This window comes from Kribbella sindirgiensis, assembly GCF_004331435.1.
Lineage (GTDB): Bacteria > Actinomycetota > Actinomycetes > Propionibacteriales > Kribbellaceae > Kribbella > Kribbella sindirgiensis.
In genome coordinates, this window is the sequence record NZ_SJKA01000001.1 from 191,080 (window position 1) to 208,301 (window position 17,222).

At 68.8% G+C, this 17,222-nt stretch carries 19 protein-coding genes; 7 read left to right on the forward strand and 12 right to left on the reverse strand.

The features are described from left to right. Positions 1-67: 67 nt before the first annotated feature. Positions 68-463 (reverse strand): PPOX class F420-dependent oxidoreductase, encoded by a 396-nt coding sequence (locus E0H50_RS00945; protein WP_131283744.1) that lies wholly within the window; start codon positions 461-463, stop codon positions 68-70. A gap of 15 nt (positions 464-478) precedes the next feature. Beyond that, entirely contained in the window at positions 479-1,063 is a 585-nt protein-coding gene (locus tag E0H50_RS00950; RefSeq protein WP_131283746.1) for a TetR/AcrR family transcriptional regulator, read from the reverse strand. 90 nt (positions 1,064-1,153) lie between these two features. Between E0H50_RS00950 and E0H50_RS00955 the strand changes: the two genes are divergently transcribed. Beyond that, positions 1,154-1,855, forward strand: coding sequence for an SDR family oxidoreductase (locus E0H50_RS00955; RefSeq protein ID WP_131283748.1), 702 nt, complete (start codon positions 1,154-1,156; stop codon positions 1,853-1,855). On the opposite strand, the gene E0H50_RS00960 is transcribed toward E0H50_RS00955, so the two are convergent. After that, a complete protein-coding gene (locus E0H50_RS00960; RefSeq protein ID WP_131283750.1) occupies positions 1,844-2,440 on the reverse strand; it encodes a DJ-1/PfpI family protein in 597 nt (198 codons plus the stop codon). The genes E0H50_RS00955 and E0H50_RS00960 overlap by 12 nt on opposite strands. A 175-nt stretch (positions 2,441-2,615) precedes the next feature. Here E0H50_RS00960 and E0H50_RS00965 point away from each other — a divergent pair, with 175 nt between their 5' ends. Continuing rightward, positions 2,616-4,640: a sialate O-acetylesterase gene (locus E0H50_RS00965; RefSeq protein ID WP_131283752.1), complete on the forward strand. Its 2,025-nt coding sequence runs from the start codon at positions 2,616-2,618 to the stop codon at positions 4,638-4,640. Positions 4,641-4,645: 5 nt separating this feature from the next. After that, on the forward strand, positions 4,646-6,523 hold the full coding sequence (locus E0H50_RS00970; RefSeq protein ID WP_131283754.1) for a serine/threonine-protein kinase: 1,878 nt from the start codon (positions 4,646-4,648) through the stop codon (positions 6,521-6,523). Between the two features lie 13 nt (positions 6,524-6,536). Here E0H50_RS00970 and E0H50_RS00975 read toward each other — a convergent pair whose 3' ends face one another. The 4 genes from E0H50_RS00975 to E0H50_RS00990 form a co-directional block, all read right to left on the reverse strand. Next, the gene (locus E0H50_RS00975) at positions 6,537-6,944 is read right to left on the reverse strand and encodes a PIN domain-containing protein (RefSeq protein WP_131283755.1); all 408 of its coding nucleotides are present in this window, start codon (positions 6,942-6,944) and stop codon (positions 6,537-6,539) included. Beyond that, the gene (locus E0H50_RS00980; protein ID WP_131283757.1) at positions 6,941-7,231 is read right to left on the reverse strand and encodes a hypothetical protein; all 291 of its coding nucleotides are present in this window, start codon (positions 7,229-7,231) and stop codon (positions 6,941-6,943) included. Before E0H50_RS00980 ends, E0H50_RS00975 begins: the two co-directional genes overlap by 4 nt. Before the next feature lie 76 nt (positions 7,232-7,307). Further along, positions 7,308-8,588 carry an adenylosuccinate synthase gene (locus E0H50_RS00985; RefSeq protein ID WP_131283759.1) on the reverse strand — a complete coding sequence of 427 codons (1,281 nt, stop codon included), beginning with the start codon at positions 8,586-8,588 and terminating at the stop codon, positions 7,308-7,310. Between the two features lie 269 nt (positions 8,589-8,857). Next, positions 8,858-9,343, reverse strand: coding sequence for a VOC family protein (locus E0H50_RS00990; protein WP_131283761.1), 486 nt, complete (start codon positions 9,341-9,343; stop codon positions 8,858-8,860). A 57-nt stretch (positions 9,344-9,400) separates the two neighbouring features. On the opposite strand from E0H50_RS00990, the gene E0H50_RS00995 reads away from it, so the two are divergent. Then, positions 9,401-10,219, forward strand: a complete 819-nt coding sequence (locus E0H50_RS00995) for a helix-turn-helix transcriptional regulator (RefSeq protein WP_131283763.1) — start codon at positions 9,401-9,403, stop codon at positions 10,217-10,219. Here the strand turns inward: E0H50_RS00995 and E0H50_RS01000 are convergent. From E0H50_RS01000 to E0H50_RS01010, 3 genes are all read right to left on the reverse strand, one after another. Beyond that, on the reverse strand, positions 10,206-11,411 hold the full coding sequence (locus E0H50_RS01000; protein WP_131283765.1) for an MFS transporter: 1,206 nt from the start codon (positions 11,409-11,411) through the stop codon (positions 10,206-10,208). The two genes, E0H50_RS00995 and E0H50_RS01000, sit on opposite strands and share 14 nt — an antisense overlap. A gap of 152 nt (positions 11,412-11,563) precedes the next feature. Then, positions 11,564-12,310 carry a 2-phosphosulfolactate phosphatase gene (locus tag E0H50_RS01005; RefSeq protein WP_202867960.1) on the reverse strand — a complete coding sequence of 249 codons (747 nt, stop codon included), beginning with the start codon at positions 12,308-12,310 and terminating at the stop codon, positions 11,564-11,566. A 43-nt stretch (positions 12,311-12,353) separates the two neighbouring features. Further along, on the reverse strand, positions 12,354-12,761 hold the full coding sequence (locus E0H50_RS01010; protein WP_131283769.1) for a DUF3151 domain-containing protein: 408 nt from the start codon (positions 12,759-12,761) through the stop codon (positions 12,354-12,356). 143 nt (positions 12,762-12,904) lie between these two features. Between E0H50_RS01010 and E0H50_RS01015 the strand changes: the two genes are divergently transcribed. Genes E0H50_RS01015 through E0H50_RS01025 form a run of 3 tightly spaced genes read left to right on the forward strand, consistent with a single transcriptional unit; the run spans position 12,905 to position 15,130 of the window. Next, positions 12,905-13,354, forward strand: coding sequence for an HNH endonuclease (locus tag E0H50_RS01015; protein ID WP_130388011.1), 450 nt, complete (start codon positions 12,905-12,907; stop codon positions 13,352-13,354). 12 nt (positions 13,355-13,366) lie between these two features. Further along, complete coding sequence (locus tag E0H50_RS01020) at positions 13,367-14,119, forward strand: GNAT family N-acetyltransferase (protein WP_131283771.1); 753 nt, start codon at positions 13,367-13,369, stop codon at positions 14,117-14,119. Positions 14,120-14,164: 45 nt separating this feature from the next. Then, positions 14,165-15,130 carry a type IV toxin-antitoxin system AbiEi family antitoxin domain-containing protein gene (locus tag E0H50_RS01025; protein WP_238150696.1) on the forward strand — a complete coding sequence of 322 codons (966 nt, stop codon included), beginning with the start codon at positions 14,165-14,167 and terminating at the stop codon, positions 15,128-15,130. 65 nt (positions 15,131-15,195) lie between these two features. Here E0H50_RS01025 and fbaA read toward each other — a convergent pair whose 3' ends face one another. Both fbaA and E0H50_RS01035 read right to left on the reverse strand, forming a co-directional pair. Further along, positions 15,196-16,221, reverse strand: coding sequence for a class II fructose-bisphosphate aldolase (gene fbaA, locus E0H50_RS01030; protein ID WP_131283773.1), 1,026 nt, complete (start codon positions 16,219-16,221; stop codon positions 15,196-15,198). 192 nt (positions 16,222-16,413) lie between these two features. Continuing rightward, positions 16,414-17,133, reverse strand: a complete 720-nt coding sequence (locus E0H50_RS01035) for a GntR family transcriptional regulator (protein ID WP_130388014.1) — start codon at positions 17,131-17,133, stop codon at positions 16,414-16,416. Positions 17,134-17,222 lie beyond the last annotated feature (89 nt).

Below are 17,222 nucleotides of genomic sequence, written 5' to 3' on the forward strand. Positions count from 1 at the left end.
AGCCGAAACGGAACAGGCGACGAACTTTTCCCAGGTCAGCGGAACAAAGTGAGGGTTTGTCCCAGAACTAGTGGCCGAGCTGGCTGGTGATCTTCTCGACGACGATGCTCGTCGCGTAACGCGTCGTACCCGGCGGCTCGACATCGGTCCAGCCGCCGGTGTACTTCCGGGCGACCGCCTGCTCGAGCGCCAGCTCCGGATCCGGTACCAGGTCGTCGATCCGGCCGCGCAGCTCGACGTAGTACGTCGGCCGGGCCGGATCGACGATCACCAGCGAGATCAGGGGATTCCGCTGCAGGTTGCGCAGCTTCTGCCGCCCGTCCACCAGGCTGATGCGCACCCGCTCGCCGTCCCACAGATACCACAGCGGCGTCACCTGCGGTTCGCCGCGTTTGCCGATCGTCCCGACCAACGCGATCGCCTTCGAAGCCAGCAGGTCATGAAACTCGCCAGGAATCTCCACGTGGCGAGAATAGGCTCAGCTGAGGGCGAGCTCACCGGCGTGAATGCCGGCCGCGTCGAGAAGAGCGGCCGCGGTGACCGCACCGATGCCGCCGAGCGGCTGCGCGCGGACAACCGCCCGGGCGGCCGCACCGTCGAAGATCATCGTCAGCTGGACGGCCAGCGTGGACGGATCCTCCGCGCCGGCCTTCACCAGCTCACGGTGGAAGAAGTCGGTGAGCTGCTGCTTGAAGTGCCGCGCCACCACCGATCCCGGGTGCTCGGGGTTCTTCAGCTCCACCGCCGTACTCACGTACGGGCAGCCGAGGTAGTTGTCAGAAGCAACCATGGCGTCCTGCCGGTCGAACACGGTGAGGATCCGCTCCCGCGGCCCGCGGTCGTCCTCGGCGCCCGGGTACAGCATCGTCTGGTACGCCGGGCCGCGGCTGGCCAGGCTCTCCGCGATCAGCTCGTCCTTCGACCGGAACAGCTGGTACATGGACTTCTTCGACACCCCCGCGGCCTTGCAGAGCGCATCCACGCCGATGTTGACGCCGTCGCGGTAGAAGAGTTCGCCCGCGGCGTCCAGGAGCCGCTCACGGGGAGTTGCGGAAGTGCTCATGCCTTGAAGGGTACCGGCTGGATTTGAATTCGGAAACCGATCGGTTTACTGTGGCTGAAACAGATCGGTTTCCCACTTCAGGAGTTTCAGATGACCACACTCGAAGGCGCCGTTGTCCTGGTCACCGGCGGGCAGCGCGGGATCGGCAAGGCGATCGTCGACGACCTGCTCACCCGCGGCGCGGCCAAGGTCTACGCGACCGCCCGCACCCCGCGCCCGAGCACCGACCCGCGCGTCGTACCGCTGCCGCTCGAGATCACCGACCAGGCCTCGATCGACGCACTGGCCGCGGCCGCGCCGGACGTCACGGTGCTGATCAACAACGCCGGCGCGGGCTCGCCGGATACCTACCTCGACGCCTCGATCGACGACGTCCGCGCGGTCTTCGAAGCGAACTTCTTCGGCCCGCTCCAGCTCACCCGGGCGTTCGTCCCGATCATCGAGCGCAACGGCGGCGGCCACATCCTGAACGCGCACTCGGCCCTGTCCTGGGTCGCCCGGCACGGCGCGTACTCGGCGACGAAGGCCGCGTTCTGGCTGCAGACCAACGCGATCCGCCTGGAACTGCTGAACCGCGGTATCGGCGTCACCGGCCTGCACATGGGGTACGTCGACACCGACATGACGACCGCGGTGACGGCGCCGAAGTCCCGCCCCGAGGACATCGCCAAGCAGGCCCTCGACGGAATCGAGTCCGGCGCGCACGAGGTCCTCGCCGACGACACCGCCCGCGGCGCGAAGGCAGCCACCGCCATGGACCTGACCGCCGTCTACCCCGAGCTAGCCGGCTGACACGTGGACGTCGCGGTCGCGGGTGTACTCCATGGCGCCCGCGATCCCGTCGGCCACGTCGGCGCCGAGTTCGCGCTCGACGACGTACAGCGCCAGGTCGATCCCCGCGGTGATGCCGCCCGCGGTGACGAGCGTGCCGTCGTCGACGACGCGGTTGGTCTTCAACTCGGCGCCGAACGCCTCCAGCTCAGCCCACGCGCCGCGGTTCGTGGTCGCCGCTCGACCCTTCACCAGGCCGGCCTCGGCAAGCAGCATCGAGCCCGTGCACACCGAGCCGATCCACTGCAGCGACGGCGCCAGTTCGGCGATCCGCGCCGGCATCACACCGCGTCGTGCCTCGGCCCACGCACCCTTCTCCGCCCGGTTCATCCAGCCGCCACCTGGAACGAACAGCGCATCCGGCTGCCCGAGACCCTCAGGCGCCTTGAATTGCAGGCCGTGCAGTCCGGTCACCTCGGCCGGCCCGTCCAGCCCCACCAGCGCCATATCGAACCCAGGTCGCCGCGAGGCGTGACTCCACACCTCGAACGGCCCCATCACGTCCATCTCGTCGACACCGTCGAACACCAGAATCTCGATCCGCATACCTCTACCCAACTGGGGCGCTTCGCAGTGAGCCAGTGGCCACGAGGCCGTGGTTCGCAAGATTCTGGCCACCTCTCGGCGCACGGTTGGCACCACTGAGCGCTTGCTGCTCGCACCAAGGGTCACCGGACAGCTACATCTAGTGGGGACATCCCGCCGCCCCTGGAGGTCCACTGTGAGACGTCCTGCCGCCGTTGTCCTGACTCTGCTCGCCACGTCCCTTGTCGTCGTACCGACCCCCGCCAACGCTGCGACGGCGTGTGATGCCGCAGCCGCCGGGTTCACACCCGTCCTCCAACTGGACCTGCCCGAACGGGCGAACTACCTGAACACCACCCCGCCCTACAGCCTCGACCGGACCGCCGAAATCGGGTCGAACTTCGACCGCGTCGGCTACTGCCTCGAACTCGACGGGCAGTGGGTCTGGACCGCGATGGAGCCGTTCAGCACGGATGCCCGGCGGATCGGCCTGCCGACCCGGCCCGGCGAGATCGTGCGCCAACGCGTCGGCGATCTCGACGTACGGTCCAACGTGCCCGGCGTGACCGAGGGCACCGGTCAGGCCGGCTACCTGGAGATGTGGCCGAACCAGTACGCGAAGACAGCGAGCGCCCAAGTGGCGAACGCGTCCGCGGCTTCGTACGACGCCGACGACAGCCCGACCACGCCCCTCGGCTACGGCTCGTTCCAGGTCTCGCAGGTCGGGCCGACGCGGCCGTCGACGGTGCCTGCGAAGCCGGTGTTCGCGATCAACACCTTCACGCAGTCGAGCACCAGTCTGCTGTCGCTCGGCATCGGCGCGAGGCCCACCGCCGATCCGGACTGGACATTCGCGGGCAACGCGGCGCAGTACACCCAGCGCAGGTTGACGGCGTACGTGCGCACGTCGCTCGTCAGCCTCACGCAGGCACCTCAGGACCGGCAGCTGATACCGCGCGATGCGACTGGACGCGCGACGGTGCCTGTCGCCGGACGGATGACGGATCCGCGGGTCAAGAGCGTGCAGCTGACGGTGACCGGGAACGGCGAGACGGAGGTCTACACGTCGGCGTCGCGAGACTTCCGCTTCACGCCGCGGATCAAGGCGGGGCTGCACGAGTACACGTTCGAGCTGAAGGCGCTCGGACGTGTCGTCGCTCGGCGTGAGGGCATCGTGTCCGGCGATGCGTACGTCGTGCAAGGGCAGTCCAACGCGGAAGCGTCGATGTACAACGGCGCCGCGAGTGGCGAGGAGTCGCCGTACCTGCGCAGCTTCGGCAGTCCGGTCTCCGATCCGTCGATCTCCGCCGCGGACCGGGTCTGGGGCTACGCGACCGGTGACGTGTCCCGGCAGTCGGGCTCGGTCGGGCAGTGGGCGATCCGGATGGGGCGGCAGCTCGTCAACAAGTACAAGGTCCCGATCGCACTCATCAACGGTGCGCACGGCGGGCAGCCGATCAGCTTCTTCCAGCGCAACGACGCTAGCCCCGACGACATCACGACCAACTACGGCCGGCTCCGGCAGCGCCTGACGGCGGCTGGCGTCATCGGCCACCTCCGCGGCGTTCTCTGGTACCAGGGCGAGTCCGACAACGACAACGCGGCTGTGCACGTCAGCGGCTTCACGTCGCTCCTGCAGGACTGGCGTTCCGACTTCGGGACGACACCGAAGTACTACGTCTACCAAGTCCGTACGTCGCCCTGTAGCAACTCGACGTTGACCAACCTGCGTGAGGCACAGCGTGAGATGGGTGACACGCTCGGCGTCACCGTACTGTCGACCACAGGGCTCTCCGGCCACGACGGATGCCACTACGCGTACGCCGGCGGCTACCGCGACATGGGTGACCACACGTACGCCGTACTCGCGCGCGATCTGTACGGCGGACCGTCCGCCGGCGTGGCTCCGCCTAACCCGCTTGATGTCACGGCCAGCGGCTCGCAACTGACCGTGCGGCTGCGCTCCAACGACCCGCTCACTGTGCAGGACGGAGTGGCTGCTGACTTCCGAGTGGATGGTGCTGCGGTCACGGTGACGTCTGTCGCTTACCAGCCGGGCAAGCTGGTGCTGCAGCTGTCCGGTCCGCCAACCGGAGCGACTGCCCTCACCTATCAGGCCCACCTGCGCGCGGGTCCGTGGATCACGAACGCCATCGGAACGGGTCTCCTGACCTTCACCCTGCCGATCAGGATGGATTGGTCTGATGTCGACGTACCGTAGAAGGCATGTCAGTGACAGGGGGGCCGCCTTCCACCCGGGAAGAGGAGGTGGAAGAGCGGGTCGGGCCGTACCGACTGATCCGACGGCTCGGACAGGGCGGTATGGGTGTTGTCTACCTGGCCGAAGGGCCGGAACGGCAAGAGGTCGCGCTGAAGGTGCTGCGGTCACACGTGGCGCACGACCCGATCGCGCGGGCCCGGTTGCAGCGCGAGGCGACCACACTGCAGAAGGTGAATCACCCTGGTGTGGCCGGCATCCTCGACCACGACCTGGAGGGCGAGCGGCCCTACCTGGTGACCCGCTTCGTTCCTGGCCGCCCGCTGGACGAGCAGGTGGACGAGCGCGGACCGCTGACCCCGCGCAAGTGGCTCCCACTGGCCGGCTGCCTGGCCGAGTCGCTCCAGGCGATCCACGCGGCCGGAGTGATCCACCGCGACCTCAAGCCCGGCAACGTGATGATGTGCAACGGCAAGCCGGTGATGATCGACTTCGGCATCGCACAGGCCGCCGACGACCTGCGACTCACTCAGACCGGCCTGGTGATCGGTACGCCGGGTTACCTGGCACCTGAGCTCATCGAGGGCGAGATGGTGTCGCAGTCCGCGGACTGGTGGGGCTGGGCGGCCACTGCGGCGTTCGCCGCGACCGGACGCCGGCCGTTCGGCAAGGGACCGTTCGAGGCGGTGCTGGCCAGGGTGCACTCGGGCCAGGCCGACCTCGACGGGCTGGACCCGCGGCTGAAGTCACTGCTCGCGGCGGCGCTCTCACCCAACAAGGCCGATCGGCCGACGCAGGAAGAGATCATGACCGGCCTCAGCCGGTACGCCGAGGGTCGCGACGCGCTCCCGCCACGTGAAGCTCAGACCGTGGCCGCCGTACCGCCGACCAAGCTCGTGACGAAGCTCATGCCGACGGAGGAGCCCGCGGTCGAGGAGGAGCCGAGCGGCCCGACACCGACCGAGGTGGCGCAGTTGGTTCCGCCGGTGATTCCGCCGTTGTCGGCGTTCACCCCGATCCGGGACAAGATCCGCGACGCTGCCACGAAGAAGCCGGTCGAGGAAGCACCTCCAGCCGGCTACAACCCGTACGCGCCGACGCCGTACCAGAGTGCGCCGCCGTACCAGAGTGCGCCGCCGTACCAGAGTGGTCCTCCGGCGCCGTATCAGCAGCCTGCTCACCCGGCGCCGGTCCAGCCGGCCCAACCAGCTCAACCAGCTCAACCAGCGAAGTCTCCTCCGACCGGTCGGCGTACCGCGGTCATCGTCGGCTTCATGCTCGCGCTCACCGGCCTGGTCGCTCTGACTCCGGGTCTCGGAGCGGTAGTGGCAATCCTGCTGCTGGTTCTCGCCAGGACGGTCGACCGCTCGAGTACGGCGCTCATGCGGCGCCGGCAGGTCCGCGGCCGGTCCGGGAAGTCGGACGGCGTCGTCGCGGCGGCAGCGAGCCCGCTGCAGCTCGCGACCGCGGCCCTGATCACACTGCCGTGCCTGATCCTGCCGCTGCTCACAGCGGTTGTCGTCGGCGGCATCGTCACCGGTCTCGCCGCTTCGGCGTACGACCTCGATTGGCGGCCGCTGTCGGCTGTCGGGTTCGGGAGCGCGGCCCTGACCGCGTTGTTCTGCTGCTGGTGGGGTCCCGGCGGCAGCTCCTTGCGCCGCGGCGCACACATCACGGCACGCAACATCTTCCGCCCGCACTGGCTGTCCGCACTCGTCGCCGTCGTCCTGCTGGCGATCGGCGGCCTCATGTTCTACAAGGCCACCCAAGGCGCCGGCGCCGACTGGGCACGCTCGCCGATCCAGACCCCGAACATCGAGCGCCCAACCCTCGGCGACCTCCGCAACGCACCGTTCATCCGAGACCTCCCCATCATCGGCAACTGACGAGGAGACCGGATCAGAGCGAGATGATCGGGACCTTCCATCGGGTGTTGCCTCGCCAGGCTCCCGTACGCGCGGCCTCCGCCAGATCAGCGATGTCCCCGCGGTCAGAGGTAACACATGTCGCCGCTGCCTCGAAACAACAGGCAACGACCTGCGCATCCACGACATCAGCCCGGTCCGCGACAGCCAGCAATTCCCCGACCCTGGTCGCCAGATCCTGTGTGAGCGGAACAACCTCACATCCGTCGACGAGACGTCTCAGGTCCCGCTGCTTGTGCCCGCGCCAAACCTGGGCCAGCACCGCGGCGGGAACGCTCGGCTCGACACCACGCATCAGAGCGCGCAGGTGAATCGCCCACAAACGCGGGTCGTTGCGCTCTGCCGCGATCAGCGCCCCGGCGTCGTAGACCAGCTGTGTCACGCGCGCGGACCCCGGTCGTCGTTCTCGACGCTCGACGTCGTGTCGGCGACCGACTCCCCCTGTGCGTCAGCCAGTGCGCGATCCGCCCAGTCGAGTTGCTCCGCGGTCAGCGCGCCATGCTCGGACTCCCAGTCCGACACCGCCTCCAGTCCGCGGTACAGGCGCTCGCTCTTGGCCACCAGTTCGTTCACGTAGGCCGAGGGAGTCGTGTGAGCCGCACGGGCCCGACGCTCGACCGCCGACCAGAGCTCCTCGTCGAAGGACAAGGTCTTCTTCTTCACCGCCATGACACGATGGTATGACCGCGGTATGACGATCGCCAACCCGGCCGGACTCAAGTGGTCCGACCGGGTCTGCGCGTGGTTACAGCTGGACGATCTGGCTGCGCTCCGGGCCCACGCCGATGGCGGAGATCCGGGCGCCGCTGAGGGACTCGACCGCGCGGACGTAGGACTGCGCTTCCTTCGGCAGGTCCTCGAACGAGCGGCAGGAAGAGATGTCCTCCGACCAGCCGTCGAACTCTTCGTAGACCGGGACCGCGTGGTGGAAGTCGGTCTGGGTCATCGGCATCTCGTCGTGCCGGACACCGCCCACGTCGTACGCGACGCAGACCGGGATCCGCTCGCGACCGGTCAGCGTGTCCAGCTTGGTGAGGACGAAGTCGGAGACGCCGTTCACACGGGCTGCATACCGGGCGATGACCGAGTCGTACCAGCCACACCGGCGTGGCCGGCCGGTCGTCGTACCGAACTCGAAGCCCTGCTGCCGCAGCCACTCGCCGTCCGCATCCAGCAGCTCGGTCGGGAACGGACCCTCGCCGACCCGGGTGGTGTACGCCTTCACAACGGCCATCACACGGTCGATCCGGGTCGGCGGGATCCCGGTGCCGGTGCAGGCGCCCGCGGAGATCGCGTTCGAGGACGTGACGAACGGGTACGTGCCGTGGTCGACGTCGAGCAGCGTGGCCTGCCCGGCCTCCATCAGCACGGTCTTGCCGTCGTCGAGCGCCTTGTTCAGCAGCAGGCTGGTGTCGGCGACCATCGGCTTCAGTCGGTCCGCGTACCCGAGCAGCTCGTCGAGGACCTCGCGGATCTCGACCGCGCGCCGGTTGTACACCTTCACCAGCAGCTGGTTCTTCTGCTCCAGCGCCCCGGTGACCTTCTGCTCGAGGATCTTCTCGTCGTACAGGTCCTGGATCCGGATCCCGATCCGGTTCATCTTGTCGGCGTACGTCGGACCGATACCGCGGCCCGTCGTACCGATCCGGCGGCTGCCGAGGAACCGCTCCGTGACCTTGTCGAGGGTCCGGTTGTACGGCGGGATCACGTGCGCGCTCGCACTGACCACCAGCCGCGACGGGTCCACTCCGCGCGCCTGCAGCGCGTCGAGCTCCTCGAACAGCACGCTGAGGTCGACCACGACCCCGTTGCCGATCACCGGGGTCACACCCGGTGTGAGGATGCCGCTCGGGAGCAGGTGCAGCGCGTACTTCTCGGACCCGATCACGACCGTGTGGCCGGCGTTGTTGCCGCCGTTGAACTTCACCACGTAGTCGATGACCTCGCCCGTGTTGCCGAGCAGATCGGTCGCCTTGCCTTTGCCCTCATCGCCCCACTGGGCGCCGACGAGCACGATTGCGGGCATCTCAGCCCTCCTGTGCTGGAAACGGTGAAGCCCGGAGACGTTCACCGGACATTCATCCGGCAACGCATCCAGGCTCTTGCGACCAAAGCCTACCGGACTGCGGCGTCAGCCTTTCGGGCTTGTCCACAATCTCGAAGCGACCGTTTCAACTATCTGTTTCATCAGGTGACGGGTTGCCATTTTCCGTGATCGCGTGCACACTCTTAGTCAGCGGCCCGCCGAAACTGCCGCAGGGGACGGTTCCGGCGGGCCGCTTCCTCATGTCCGGTCTATTCCAGGCCCTCCGGGTTCGTGGCCAGCCACTCCTTCACCCGCCGGTCCGCCTCCTCGCGGGACACGTCCTCGACCTTCGTCAGGATCGCCCAGCGATGCCCGAACGGGTCGATGACCGTGCCGAACCGGTCGCCGGTCATGAAGGTCTGCACCGCCTCGACCGACGTGGCCCCGGCCTCGATCGCCTTCGCGTACGTCGCGTCGACGTCCGGCACGTAGTGCACCAGCGAGGAGTGCACCCACTCGCCGTTCGGCGCCCGCAGCCCGATCTGCGGCATCTCGTCGCTGAGCTGCAGCATCGAGTTCCCGAACTTGAGCTCCGCCTGACCGACCCGCCCGTCCGGCATGTCCTGCCGGCTGATCACCTCGGCGCCGAACACCGACGTGTAGAACTCGATCGCCTTCGGCCCGTCGGCGACCGCCAGGTACGGGGTCAGCGAGTGATAACTGTCGGGGATGGGGTTTACGGTGTTCGTCGTCATGACTCACAGTCAATCCGCTGAGCCCCGCACGGTCTTGGAAGAAAGCGACAGCCGGCGTTGACCGAACCGACCAACAGCGAGAAGGGGATCCTGCACCCCCGCGAGCAGGCCCGGCACCGCTCGCTGAACCGGCTCGCCGCGGGGCCGGAGGCGGGGCGGTTCGTTGAGTGGTACTGGATCGTCGAATGGGATCTCGACGAGCCGTACACGGCCGAGGTGCTGCCGTTCCCGGCGGTGAACGTGACGTTCGAGCAACCCGGCGGCGCCTTCGTGAACGGCGTCTGCACGCGTAAGTTCGAACGCGAGCTGCGCGGCCGCGGGCGCGCGTTCGGGGTGAAGTTCTGGGCCGGCGGCTTCGGCGCGATCACCGGTCTGGACGTCGGCTCGTTCCGCGACGAGGTGCTGCCGCTGAGCGCGGTGTTCCCGGACGGCGACCGACTCACGGACCTGGTCTTCGAGGCGGAGTCCGACGTCCGGCGGCGTGCGGTGTTCGAGGCGTTCCTGCACGATCACCTGGCACCGCCCGATCCGTCGTACGAGCTGGTGCGGGAGATCGTCTCGACGATGGCCGCCGACCGCTCGCTGGCCCGCGTGGACGAGGTCACCGAGCGTTTCGACGTACCGATCCGCACGCTGCAGCGGCTCTTCCGCCGGTACGTCGGCGTGGGCCCGAAGTGGGTGCTGCGGCGCTACCGGCTGCACGACGGCGCCGAGCTGCTCGCCCAGGGCGAAGTCGCCGAGCTCGCGGAACTGTCCGCTTCCCTCGGCTACTTCGACCAGGCGCACTTCTCCAACGAGTTCAAGCAGCAGATCGGCCTGACCCCGGCCGAGTACGCGGCACGCGCCGCGGCCGAACGTCAGATCACCTACCGCTGACCTTCACGGTCACCGCCATCGCCGTTGCCGTCAGCGCCGCTCCGAGCGCTACCCCGAAGCCGTACTGCGGGCTGTGCCCGTCGACGACCCAGCCGGCGAACGCCGAGCCCAGGGCTATGCCTGCCGCGCCGCCCGAGTTCAGCCAGGTGAACGCCTGAGTCAGGACGGCAGAGTCGACCGTCGCCTCGGCCAGGACAGCCGACAGGGTCTGGAACGGCGCGATCGCCAAGCCAGGAAGGGCCAACGCAACAGCTGCGGTCAGTGGTGTGTGCGCGAGGATCAGGGGCACACAGCTCGCGGCCAGCCAGACGAAGGCGATGACGAACTGCGTCTCCGGAGCGGTCCGCCAGCGCCTCGCGCCGTACAGGAGTCCGGCGAACAGACTCACCAGGCTGGTGATGCTGTAGAGCGGTCCGGCGAGACCCGGCGTACCTCGCGAGACTGCGAACGCCGTGACGGACACCTGCATGCTGCCGAAGAACAGACCGACGCCGATGTTGGTCCCGACGAGGCCGACGAACCGCTTGTGCAGCAGGCGTTTGGGGCTCTCGTGCTGACCTGCCTTGCTCGGCGGCGGCGCCGTACCGCGCTGTGATGCGAGCAAGAAGCCACCTGCCATCAGCAGACTGGCTGCGAGTGTTGAGCCTGTTGCCGGACTGCTGGACGAGCTCACCATGCCGACCAGCACTGGACCAACCATGAAGGCGACGCCGACACTGAGCGACTCCAGTGCGAACGCCGTCGACAGGAGCGGTGTGTCCCGGAGCGCATGCGACCACCGTGCGCCGGTCTGCGCACTGACCTGCGGCAGTGAACCGCCGGCCAGAACTCCGGCCGCGATCAGCGCGGCGAGCGGCGCACCTGACACGGTCAGACCGATCAGGACGGCGACCGCGGCCGCGTGCGCGAGCAGGGTGATCGGCAACATCCGGGTCTGGCCGAAACGGTCGATGAGCCGGGCGACCTGCGGTCCGGCGACCGCCTCGGCGACCGCGAAGCCGCCGGTGACGCTACCGGCCGCGGCGTACGAGCCGGTCGATCCGTGGACCAGCCAGACGATGCCGAGGCCGGTCATGGCGATCCCGATCCGGGCCGGGGCCGCCGCCAGGTAGAACTTCCACGCGCCAGGAGTACGCAGTACCGCTGCGTAGGTGTTGGCGGGCGCGTCGATCCGTCCGGTGAGAGCCGGCACGGTGAGACCTTCCGCTGCCCGGAGGGGCGGGGACCCGACCGTGGGCGTCCAGCTTCGCCGGTCTGTCCGTCCGCCTAGAACCGTCCATGTTCGGCAGGAAACGGGGACGCTCGCCGCCTGCCGGCACTGTCAACGGGCAGAATCTCGATGCTTCAAGTTGACCGGAACATCATACCGTCCCGGAGCACGGGCACGCTGCGGCTCTGATCCACCTCGGCCGCGATCGCCACGTCCTCCGGATAGCCGTACTGCGTGAGTTCGCGACCGCCGGCGCACTCGTGCAGCAGCTTGGGCAGCTCGCCGGCAACAGCGTCGTACGCCGCGACCGCCGCTCGCGCTTCCGGGGAGAGGTCGTCGCTCCGGAGGGCGCTCAGGAACCCGCCGGCGCCCCACAGGTCCTCGACCGCCGGCCGGAGCGACCCGTCCTTCCATCGCTCGCCCGCGGCAATCGCCACGACCTTCGCCGCCGGCCGCCCGGCCAACTGCCTCGTCACCCACTCAGCAGCCGCAAGCCGGTTGCGCAGCGACACCGCGATCACCGTCGCGCCGGTGTCGCTGAGCAGCTTCGCGATCGTCGACCCGTTCGGCGACGGCAGCACGAGCTTGGTGATTCCGGTCACTCGCCGGATGGAGACAGGCGACAGGCTGACGTCGCCGGGACCGGCCTCGGAACGGCCGACGGCCAGCTTCGCGCCGTACTGCTCGGCGTACGCGACTGCCGTCTCGTCTCGCCACCGGTACGGGTAGACGTCGACCCCGAGATCGGCCGCCACCGTCACCGCCGTCGTGAACGACAGCACGTCGACGACCGCGACGATGTCACCGGCAACGACTCCGGCGCCGACCGGCCCCCAGTCGAACCCGACGCCGAATCCGTCCTGGGCATAAGGGCTGGTCACCCGGCAGATCATTCCGCCGGGTGCCCAACCCCACAAGCGGGTTTCAGCTCAGAGCGTCGGCTGCGGCCGGCGACGAGTCCCGCAGGAACGTGACGCAGCGCTCGGCCTCGTCCTTCTCGTCGATCAGCGCCGCGGCCTTCCCGAGCGCCGCGAGCGCGCGCAGGAACCCACGGTTCGGCTCGTGCTCCCACGGCACCGGTCCGTGACCCTTCCAGCCGTTCCGGCGGAGCAGGTCCAAGGCCCGGTGGTAGCCGGTGCGCGCGTACGCGTACCCCTCGATCGTGCGCCCGTCCGCGAGCGCCGCCTCGGCGAGCACGGCCCAGGCCAGGGACGACGTCGGGTACTTGGCCGCGACGTCCGCCGGAGCGGCCCCGTCGGCGAGTTCCGCCGCGGCCGGGTCGACCGGTAGTAGTGTCTCGGGTGGACCGGACAGCAGATTGTTCAATTCCATAAGCACATCTTCGCCGATCACGCAGCCGTACCGGCACGTGACCGTCTGGCGAAATCCGTTGACCGTTCACCCGGCGGCCACGGATGCTTGAGACCCTGCATCAACCGCCGTGGTTCCCAGCTACGGCCGGAAGGAGGCACCGGATGAGCGTCATAGTCCTGAACGCGTCGTACGAACCGCTGCACACCGTCTCGATCCAGCACGCCATCCGGATGCTGGTGCGGGAGGTCGCAGTGGTGGAAGAGTCGCACGGAGAGCGAACGATCGGCCCGTTTCCGGTTCCTCGAGTCCTCCGCCTGGTCCGGTACGTCGTGACGCACTGGCGCTACGCGGCCGGCCGGATGAAGTACAGCAAGCACGGCGTCCTGCGGCGGGACAAGTTCCGGTGCGCGTACTGCGGTCTCGAGAACGCCGACACCATGGACCATGTTCAACCCAGGTCCAGGGGCGGCCGCACCGAGTGGCTGAACGCCGTCGCGGCCCATGCCTCCTGCAACGAGCGGAAAGGCAACCGCACCCCGTCCGAGGCCAACATGCCCCTCCTCTGGCAACCCTGGGTACCAACCCGCGCAGAGCTCGTCATAGACACATGACGGGCCTTTTTTATGCCCGAACTGCGCTCCGGGCGCACCCTGGAGATCACCTCCGTCGCTGATCGCCCGGATCTCGCTCATGCGGATATCGACGTGGGCGACTGGCCGGCCTTCATGCGCCACAACCGCGTCTCCGAGGCGTACTTCGCGCAGACGGTCGAGACGTTCGCCGAGACCTGCCTGATCGCCACCTCGGACGGCGAACCCGTCGGCGACGCGCACGCGGTCCAGCTCGCCGGCGGCACCTTCCCGGCCGGAGGTTGGGAACAGTCGGTCGTCCGCGCCTTCACCGACGCCCGCCACGGCGTCCGGCCCGACACTGCCTGTGCCCTGAACATCAGCGTCGCCCGGGATTTCCAGGGCGAGGGCGTCGCCGCCCTCCTCCTCGCCGCGCTCCGCAACGCGGCCGCGAACCTCGGCCTCGACGCGCTCGATGCCCCTGTCCGCCCGACGCGCAAGCACCTCCAGCCCTTGGTCGCGATGGACGACTACGCCTCGCGCACCCGCTCCGACGGTCTCCCCCTCGATCCTTGGCTGCGCACCCACGTGCGCGCCGGCGGACGGATCGTCTGCGTCGCGCCGGCCTCGTGGGTGATCGCGGGATCCCTTGCGGAATGGCGCTCCTGGACCGGACTTCCGTTCGACCGCAGCGGTCCCGTCGAGGTTTCGGGCGCCCTCGTTCCGGTGGAGTGTGACGTGGTCGCCGATCGCGCGGTGTACGTCGAGCCGAACGTCTGGGTGCGGCACGAGTTCTCCACAGATTGAAAATCGTGGGTCCGAGCGACGGTGGATCGCGGCACCTTCTGGGGCATGAATCCTCAACTCGCTGTGATGGCGTCGATCCGGGGCGGTGTCTTCACCCGGGCCGACGCACGTGCCTGTGGTTACCCCGACGCTGACATCGACTCCCTGCTCCACTCCGGCTCCTGGCGCCGGATCCGGCGGGGCACCTATGCCGCCCACCGTTCACTGATGCTGGTCACCGACGAAGTCCTCTACCTCCGCCGGATCCACAACGTCCTGCGCTCCAGCGGACCGAGCGTCTTCGCCAGCCACCAGTCCGCGGCGGCTCTGCATGCCTTGCCGGTCTGGGGCCTCGACCTGACCCGAGTTCACGTGACCGCGCCGGACGGACGCTCCGGCCGGCTCCGCGGCGTGCACCGCCACATCCGCGACCCAGTGGGCCCCGGCCTCCAACTGTGGAACAGGCTCCGCCTGGCCTCGCCTGCCCGCGCGATCGCCGAGGTCGCCGCGACCGCACCACCGGAGCCCGCGGTCGTGCTCGCCGACGCCGCGATGTACGCCGGACTCGTCAACCGCCGCACGCTGAATCACGCGATCACCCGGCTCGACCACGGCAGCAAGCGCGCCCTGAAGGTTCTCGACCGGCTCACCGGCTCGGCCTCGATCGCGGAGTCCCGCCTGCGCTTCATCCTCGCCGATGCGGGCCTCCCGGTGCCCAGCCCCGCACCACCGCCCGACGCCGAGCCGGCCGATCCCGGCGTCTCCGCGGCCGAAGGTCTGTGGTTCCCCGACGAGCGCACTGTCGTCGAGTTCGAACCGCGTTTCCCCTTCTGGTGCGAGGAATTCGAGCCTTCCGTCGACGAGCCGATCCCGGAGCCGACCGCCGCCGAACCCGACGGGCCGCAACCCGTCGAGCACTGCTGGATCTCCTGGGCCGACCTCGCCGACCCACCGACCGTGGCCGACCGCATCCGCACCACGTTCACCCGAGCCGCCCGCCGCACCGGAATCCGCCACTTCGCCCGGATGTGACAGAAGGACCCACCGCCAGTGGCGGTGAGCCCTTCGCAGACCCCCTACAGGAGGATCAGATGATGTCAGGCGTTCAGCGACGTTCCCGTCGAGCGAAGGTCCTCGCAGGCCTCCGCGACGCGCTTCGCCATACCTTCCTCGGCCGCCTTGCCCCACGCGCGCGGGTCGTAGGCCTTCTTGTTGCCGACCTCGCCGTCGACCTTCAGCACGCCGTCGTAGTTGGCGAACATGTGCCCCGCCGCCGGCCGTGTGAACGCGTACTGCGTGTCGGTGTCGACGTTCATCTTGATGACGCCGTTGTCGACCGCCGCCCGGATCTCCTCGAGCGTCGAGCCGGACCCGCCGTGGAACACCAGGTCGAACGGGCGCTCCTTGCCGACCTTGGCGCCGACCGCGTCCTGGATCTCCGCGAGGATCTCCGGCCGCAGCTTGACCGCGCCCGGCTTGTAGACGCCGTGCACGTTGCCGAAGGTCAGCGCGGTCAGGTAGCGGCCGTTGTCACCGGTGCCGAGCGCCTCGACCGTGGCCAGGCCGTCCTCGACGGTGGTGTACAGCTTCTCGTTGATCTCGTTGGCGACACCGTCCTCCTCGCCACCGACGACGCCGACCTCGATCTCCAGGACGATCTTCGCCGCGGCCGTCTGGGCCAGCAGCTCCTTGGCGATCTCCAGGTTTTCGGCCAGCGGCACCGCCGAGCCGTCCCACATGTGCGACTGGAACAGCGGGTTCTCGCCCCGGGCGACGCGCTCGGCGGAGATCGCCAGCAGCGGCCGGACGAAGCCGTCGAGCTTGTCCTTCGGGCAGTGGTCGGTGTGCAGCGCGATGTTCACCGGGTAGTTCTTGGCGACCTCGTGCGCGTAGGCGGCCAGCGCGACCGAGCCGGTCACCATGTTCTTCACGGTGGAACCGGACAGGTAGTCGGCACCGCCGGTGGAGACCTGGACGATGCCGTCCGAGCCCGCCTCGGCGAAACCGCGGATCGCGGCGATCAGCGTCTGCGAGGAGCTGACGTTGATGGCCGGGTAGGCGAAGCGGTTCTGCTTGGCCTTGTCCAGCATCTCGGCGTAGACCTCAGGGGTTGCAATAGGCATGTCTCGCGGTACTCCTCACAACACAGTTCTTGTGGGTTCGGCTCCAGTATTGCTGCCGGGCACTTCGTCGGATCCGGCGGCCCACCTGCCGAACCGGCCCGGTGGCCGGGGAGCATTCGACAGGGATGTAGACCAGTTGATGAACAGGACAGGTCCAGTTCGTTGCGGCCCGATGACGGCCGCGCGTCAGGCTCAGGCCGACCCGGTGCGCGGGCCGCGGGGGGTCAGGGCCATGTGCAGCCGGTAGCGGTCGGCACGGTAGGCCGACCAGGACAGCTCGACGACCTTGCGGCCGGCGAAGGTGGTGCGCTCGAGGACCAGCAGGGGTGCCCGCCGGGCCACGCCGAGCACCCGGGCGACATGACCGTCGGCGTTGTCCGCCCGGACGGTCTGCTCACCGGAGGTGACGACGACGTCGTACTCACTGGCAAAGACGTCGTAGAGGGTGCCGAGCTCACGGCCGAGCAGGCCGGGGAAGAGCGCGGACGGGTAGTAGCCGACCTCGTAGGCCATCGGCGACGCGTCGGCCGTGCGGAGCCGCTCGACCCGGATCACCTTGGTGCCCTTCGCGACCCGCAGGCCCTTCGCGGTCTCGTCGGAGGCCTCGATCTCGCTGGCCGACAGCACCACGGTCCCGGGCTCGAGCCCACGGGCCCGCATCTCCCGGGAGAACGAGGTCAGGTGCAGCTGCGAGTCGACCTGCGGACCGGTGACGAAGGTCCCCTTGCCGTGCACCCGTTCCAGGGCGCCGGACTCGACCAGGTCGCTGATCGCCTGCCGGACGGTCACCCGGGAGACGTTCAGCTTGTCCACCAGGGCGCGCTCGGAGGGGATCGGGTCCCCGGGATGCAGCTCGACGTCGATCAGCCGTTCCAGCACCGATCGGACCTGGGCCCGCTTCGTCGCCACCATGGAATCTCGATCCTCCAGACCTGGGCGGGCCTCGGGGGTGCCCCGGGGCGCCGCTCACTGCTATCGTGCGCAGCATACCTGTTAAGACC

Bases quoted from the DNA above. Each gene is read 5' to 3' on its own strand.
- E0H50_RS00955 (WP_131283748.1), top strand. From the start codon at position 1,154: ATGACCACACTCGAAGGCGCCGTTGTCCTGGTCACCGGCGGGCAGCGC.
- E0H50_RS00950 (WP_131283746.1), bottom strand. From the start codon at position 1,063: ATGAGCACTTCCGCAACTCCCCGTGAGCGGCTCCTGGACGCCGCGGGC.
- E0H50_RS00970 (WP_131283754.1), top strand. From the start codon at position 4,646: ATGTCAGTGACAGGGGGGCCGCCTTCCACCCGGGAAGAGGAGGTGGAA.
- E0H50_RS01015 (WP_130388011.1), top strand. From the start codon at position 12,905: ATGAGCGTCATAGTCCTGAACGCGTCGTACGAACCGCTGCACACCGTC.
- E0H50_RS00985 (WP_131283759.1), bottom strand. From the start codon at position 8,588: ATGCCCGCAATCGTGCTCGTCGGCGCCCAGTGGGGCGATGAGGGCAAA.
- fbaA (WP_131283773.1), bottom strand. From the start codon at position 16,221: ATGCCTATTGCAACCCCTGAGGTCTACGCCGAGATGCTGGACAAGGCC.
- E0H50_RS01020 (WP_131283771.1), top strand. From the start codon at position 13,367: ATGCCCGAACTGCGCTCCGGGCGCACCCTGGAGATCACCTCCGTCGCT.
- E0H50_RS01025 (WP_238150696.1), top strand. From the start codon at position 14,165: ATGAATCCTCAACTCGCTGTGATGGCGTCGATCCGGGGCGGTGTCTTC.
- E0H50_RS00960 (WP_131283750.1), bottom strand. From the start codon at position 2,440: ATGCGGATCGAGATTCTGGTGTTCGACGGTGTCGACGAGATGGACGTG.
- E0H50_RS00990 (WP_131283761.1), bottom strand. From the start codon at position 9,343: ATGACGACGAACACCGTAAACCCCATCCCCGACAGTTATCACTCGCTG.
- E0H50_RS01035 (WP_130388014.1), bottom strand. From the start codon at position 17,133: ATGGTGGCGACGAAGCGGGCCCAGGTCCGATCGGTGCTGGAACGGCTG.
- E0H50_RS01010 (WP_131283769.1), bottom strand. From the start codon at position 12,761: ATGGAATTGAACAATCTGCTGTCCGGTCCACCCGAGACACTACTACCG.
- E0H50_RS00980 (WP_131283757.1), bottom strand. From the start codon at position 7,231: ATGGCGGTGAAGAAGAAGACCTTGTCCTTCGACGAGGAGCTCTGGTCG.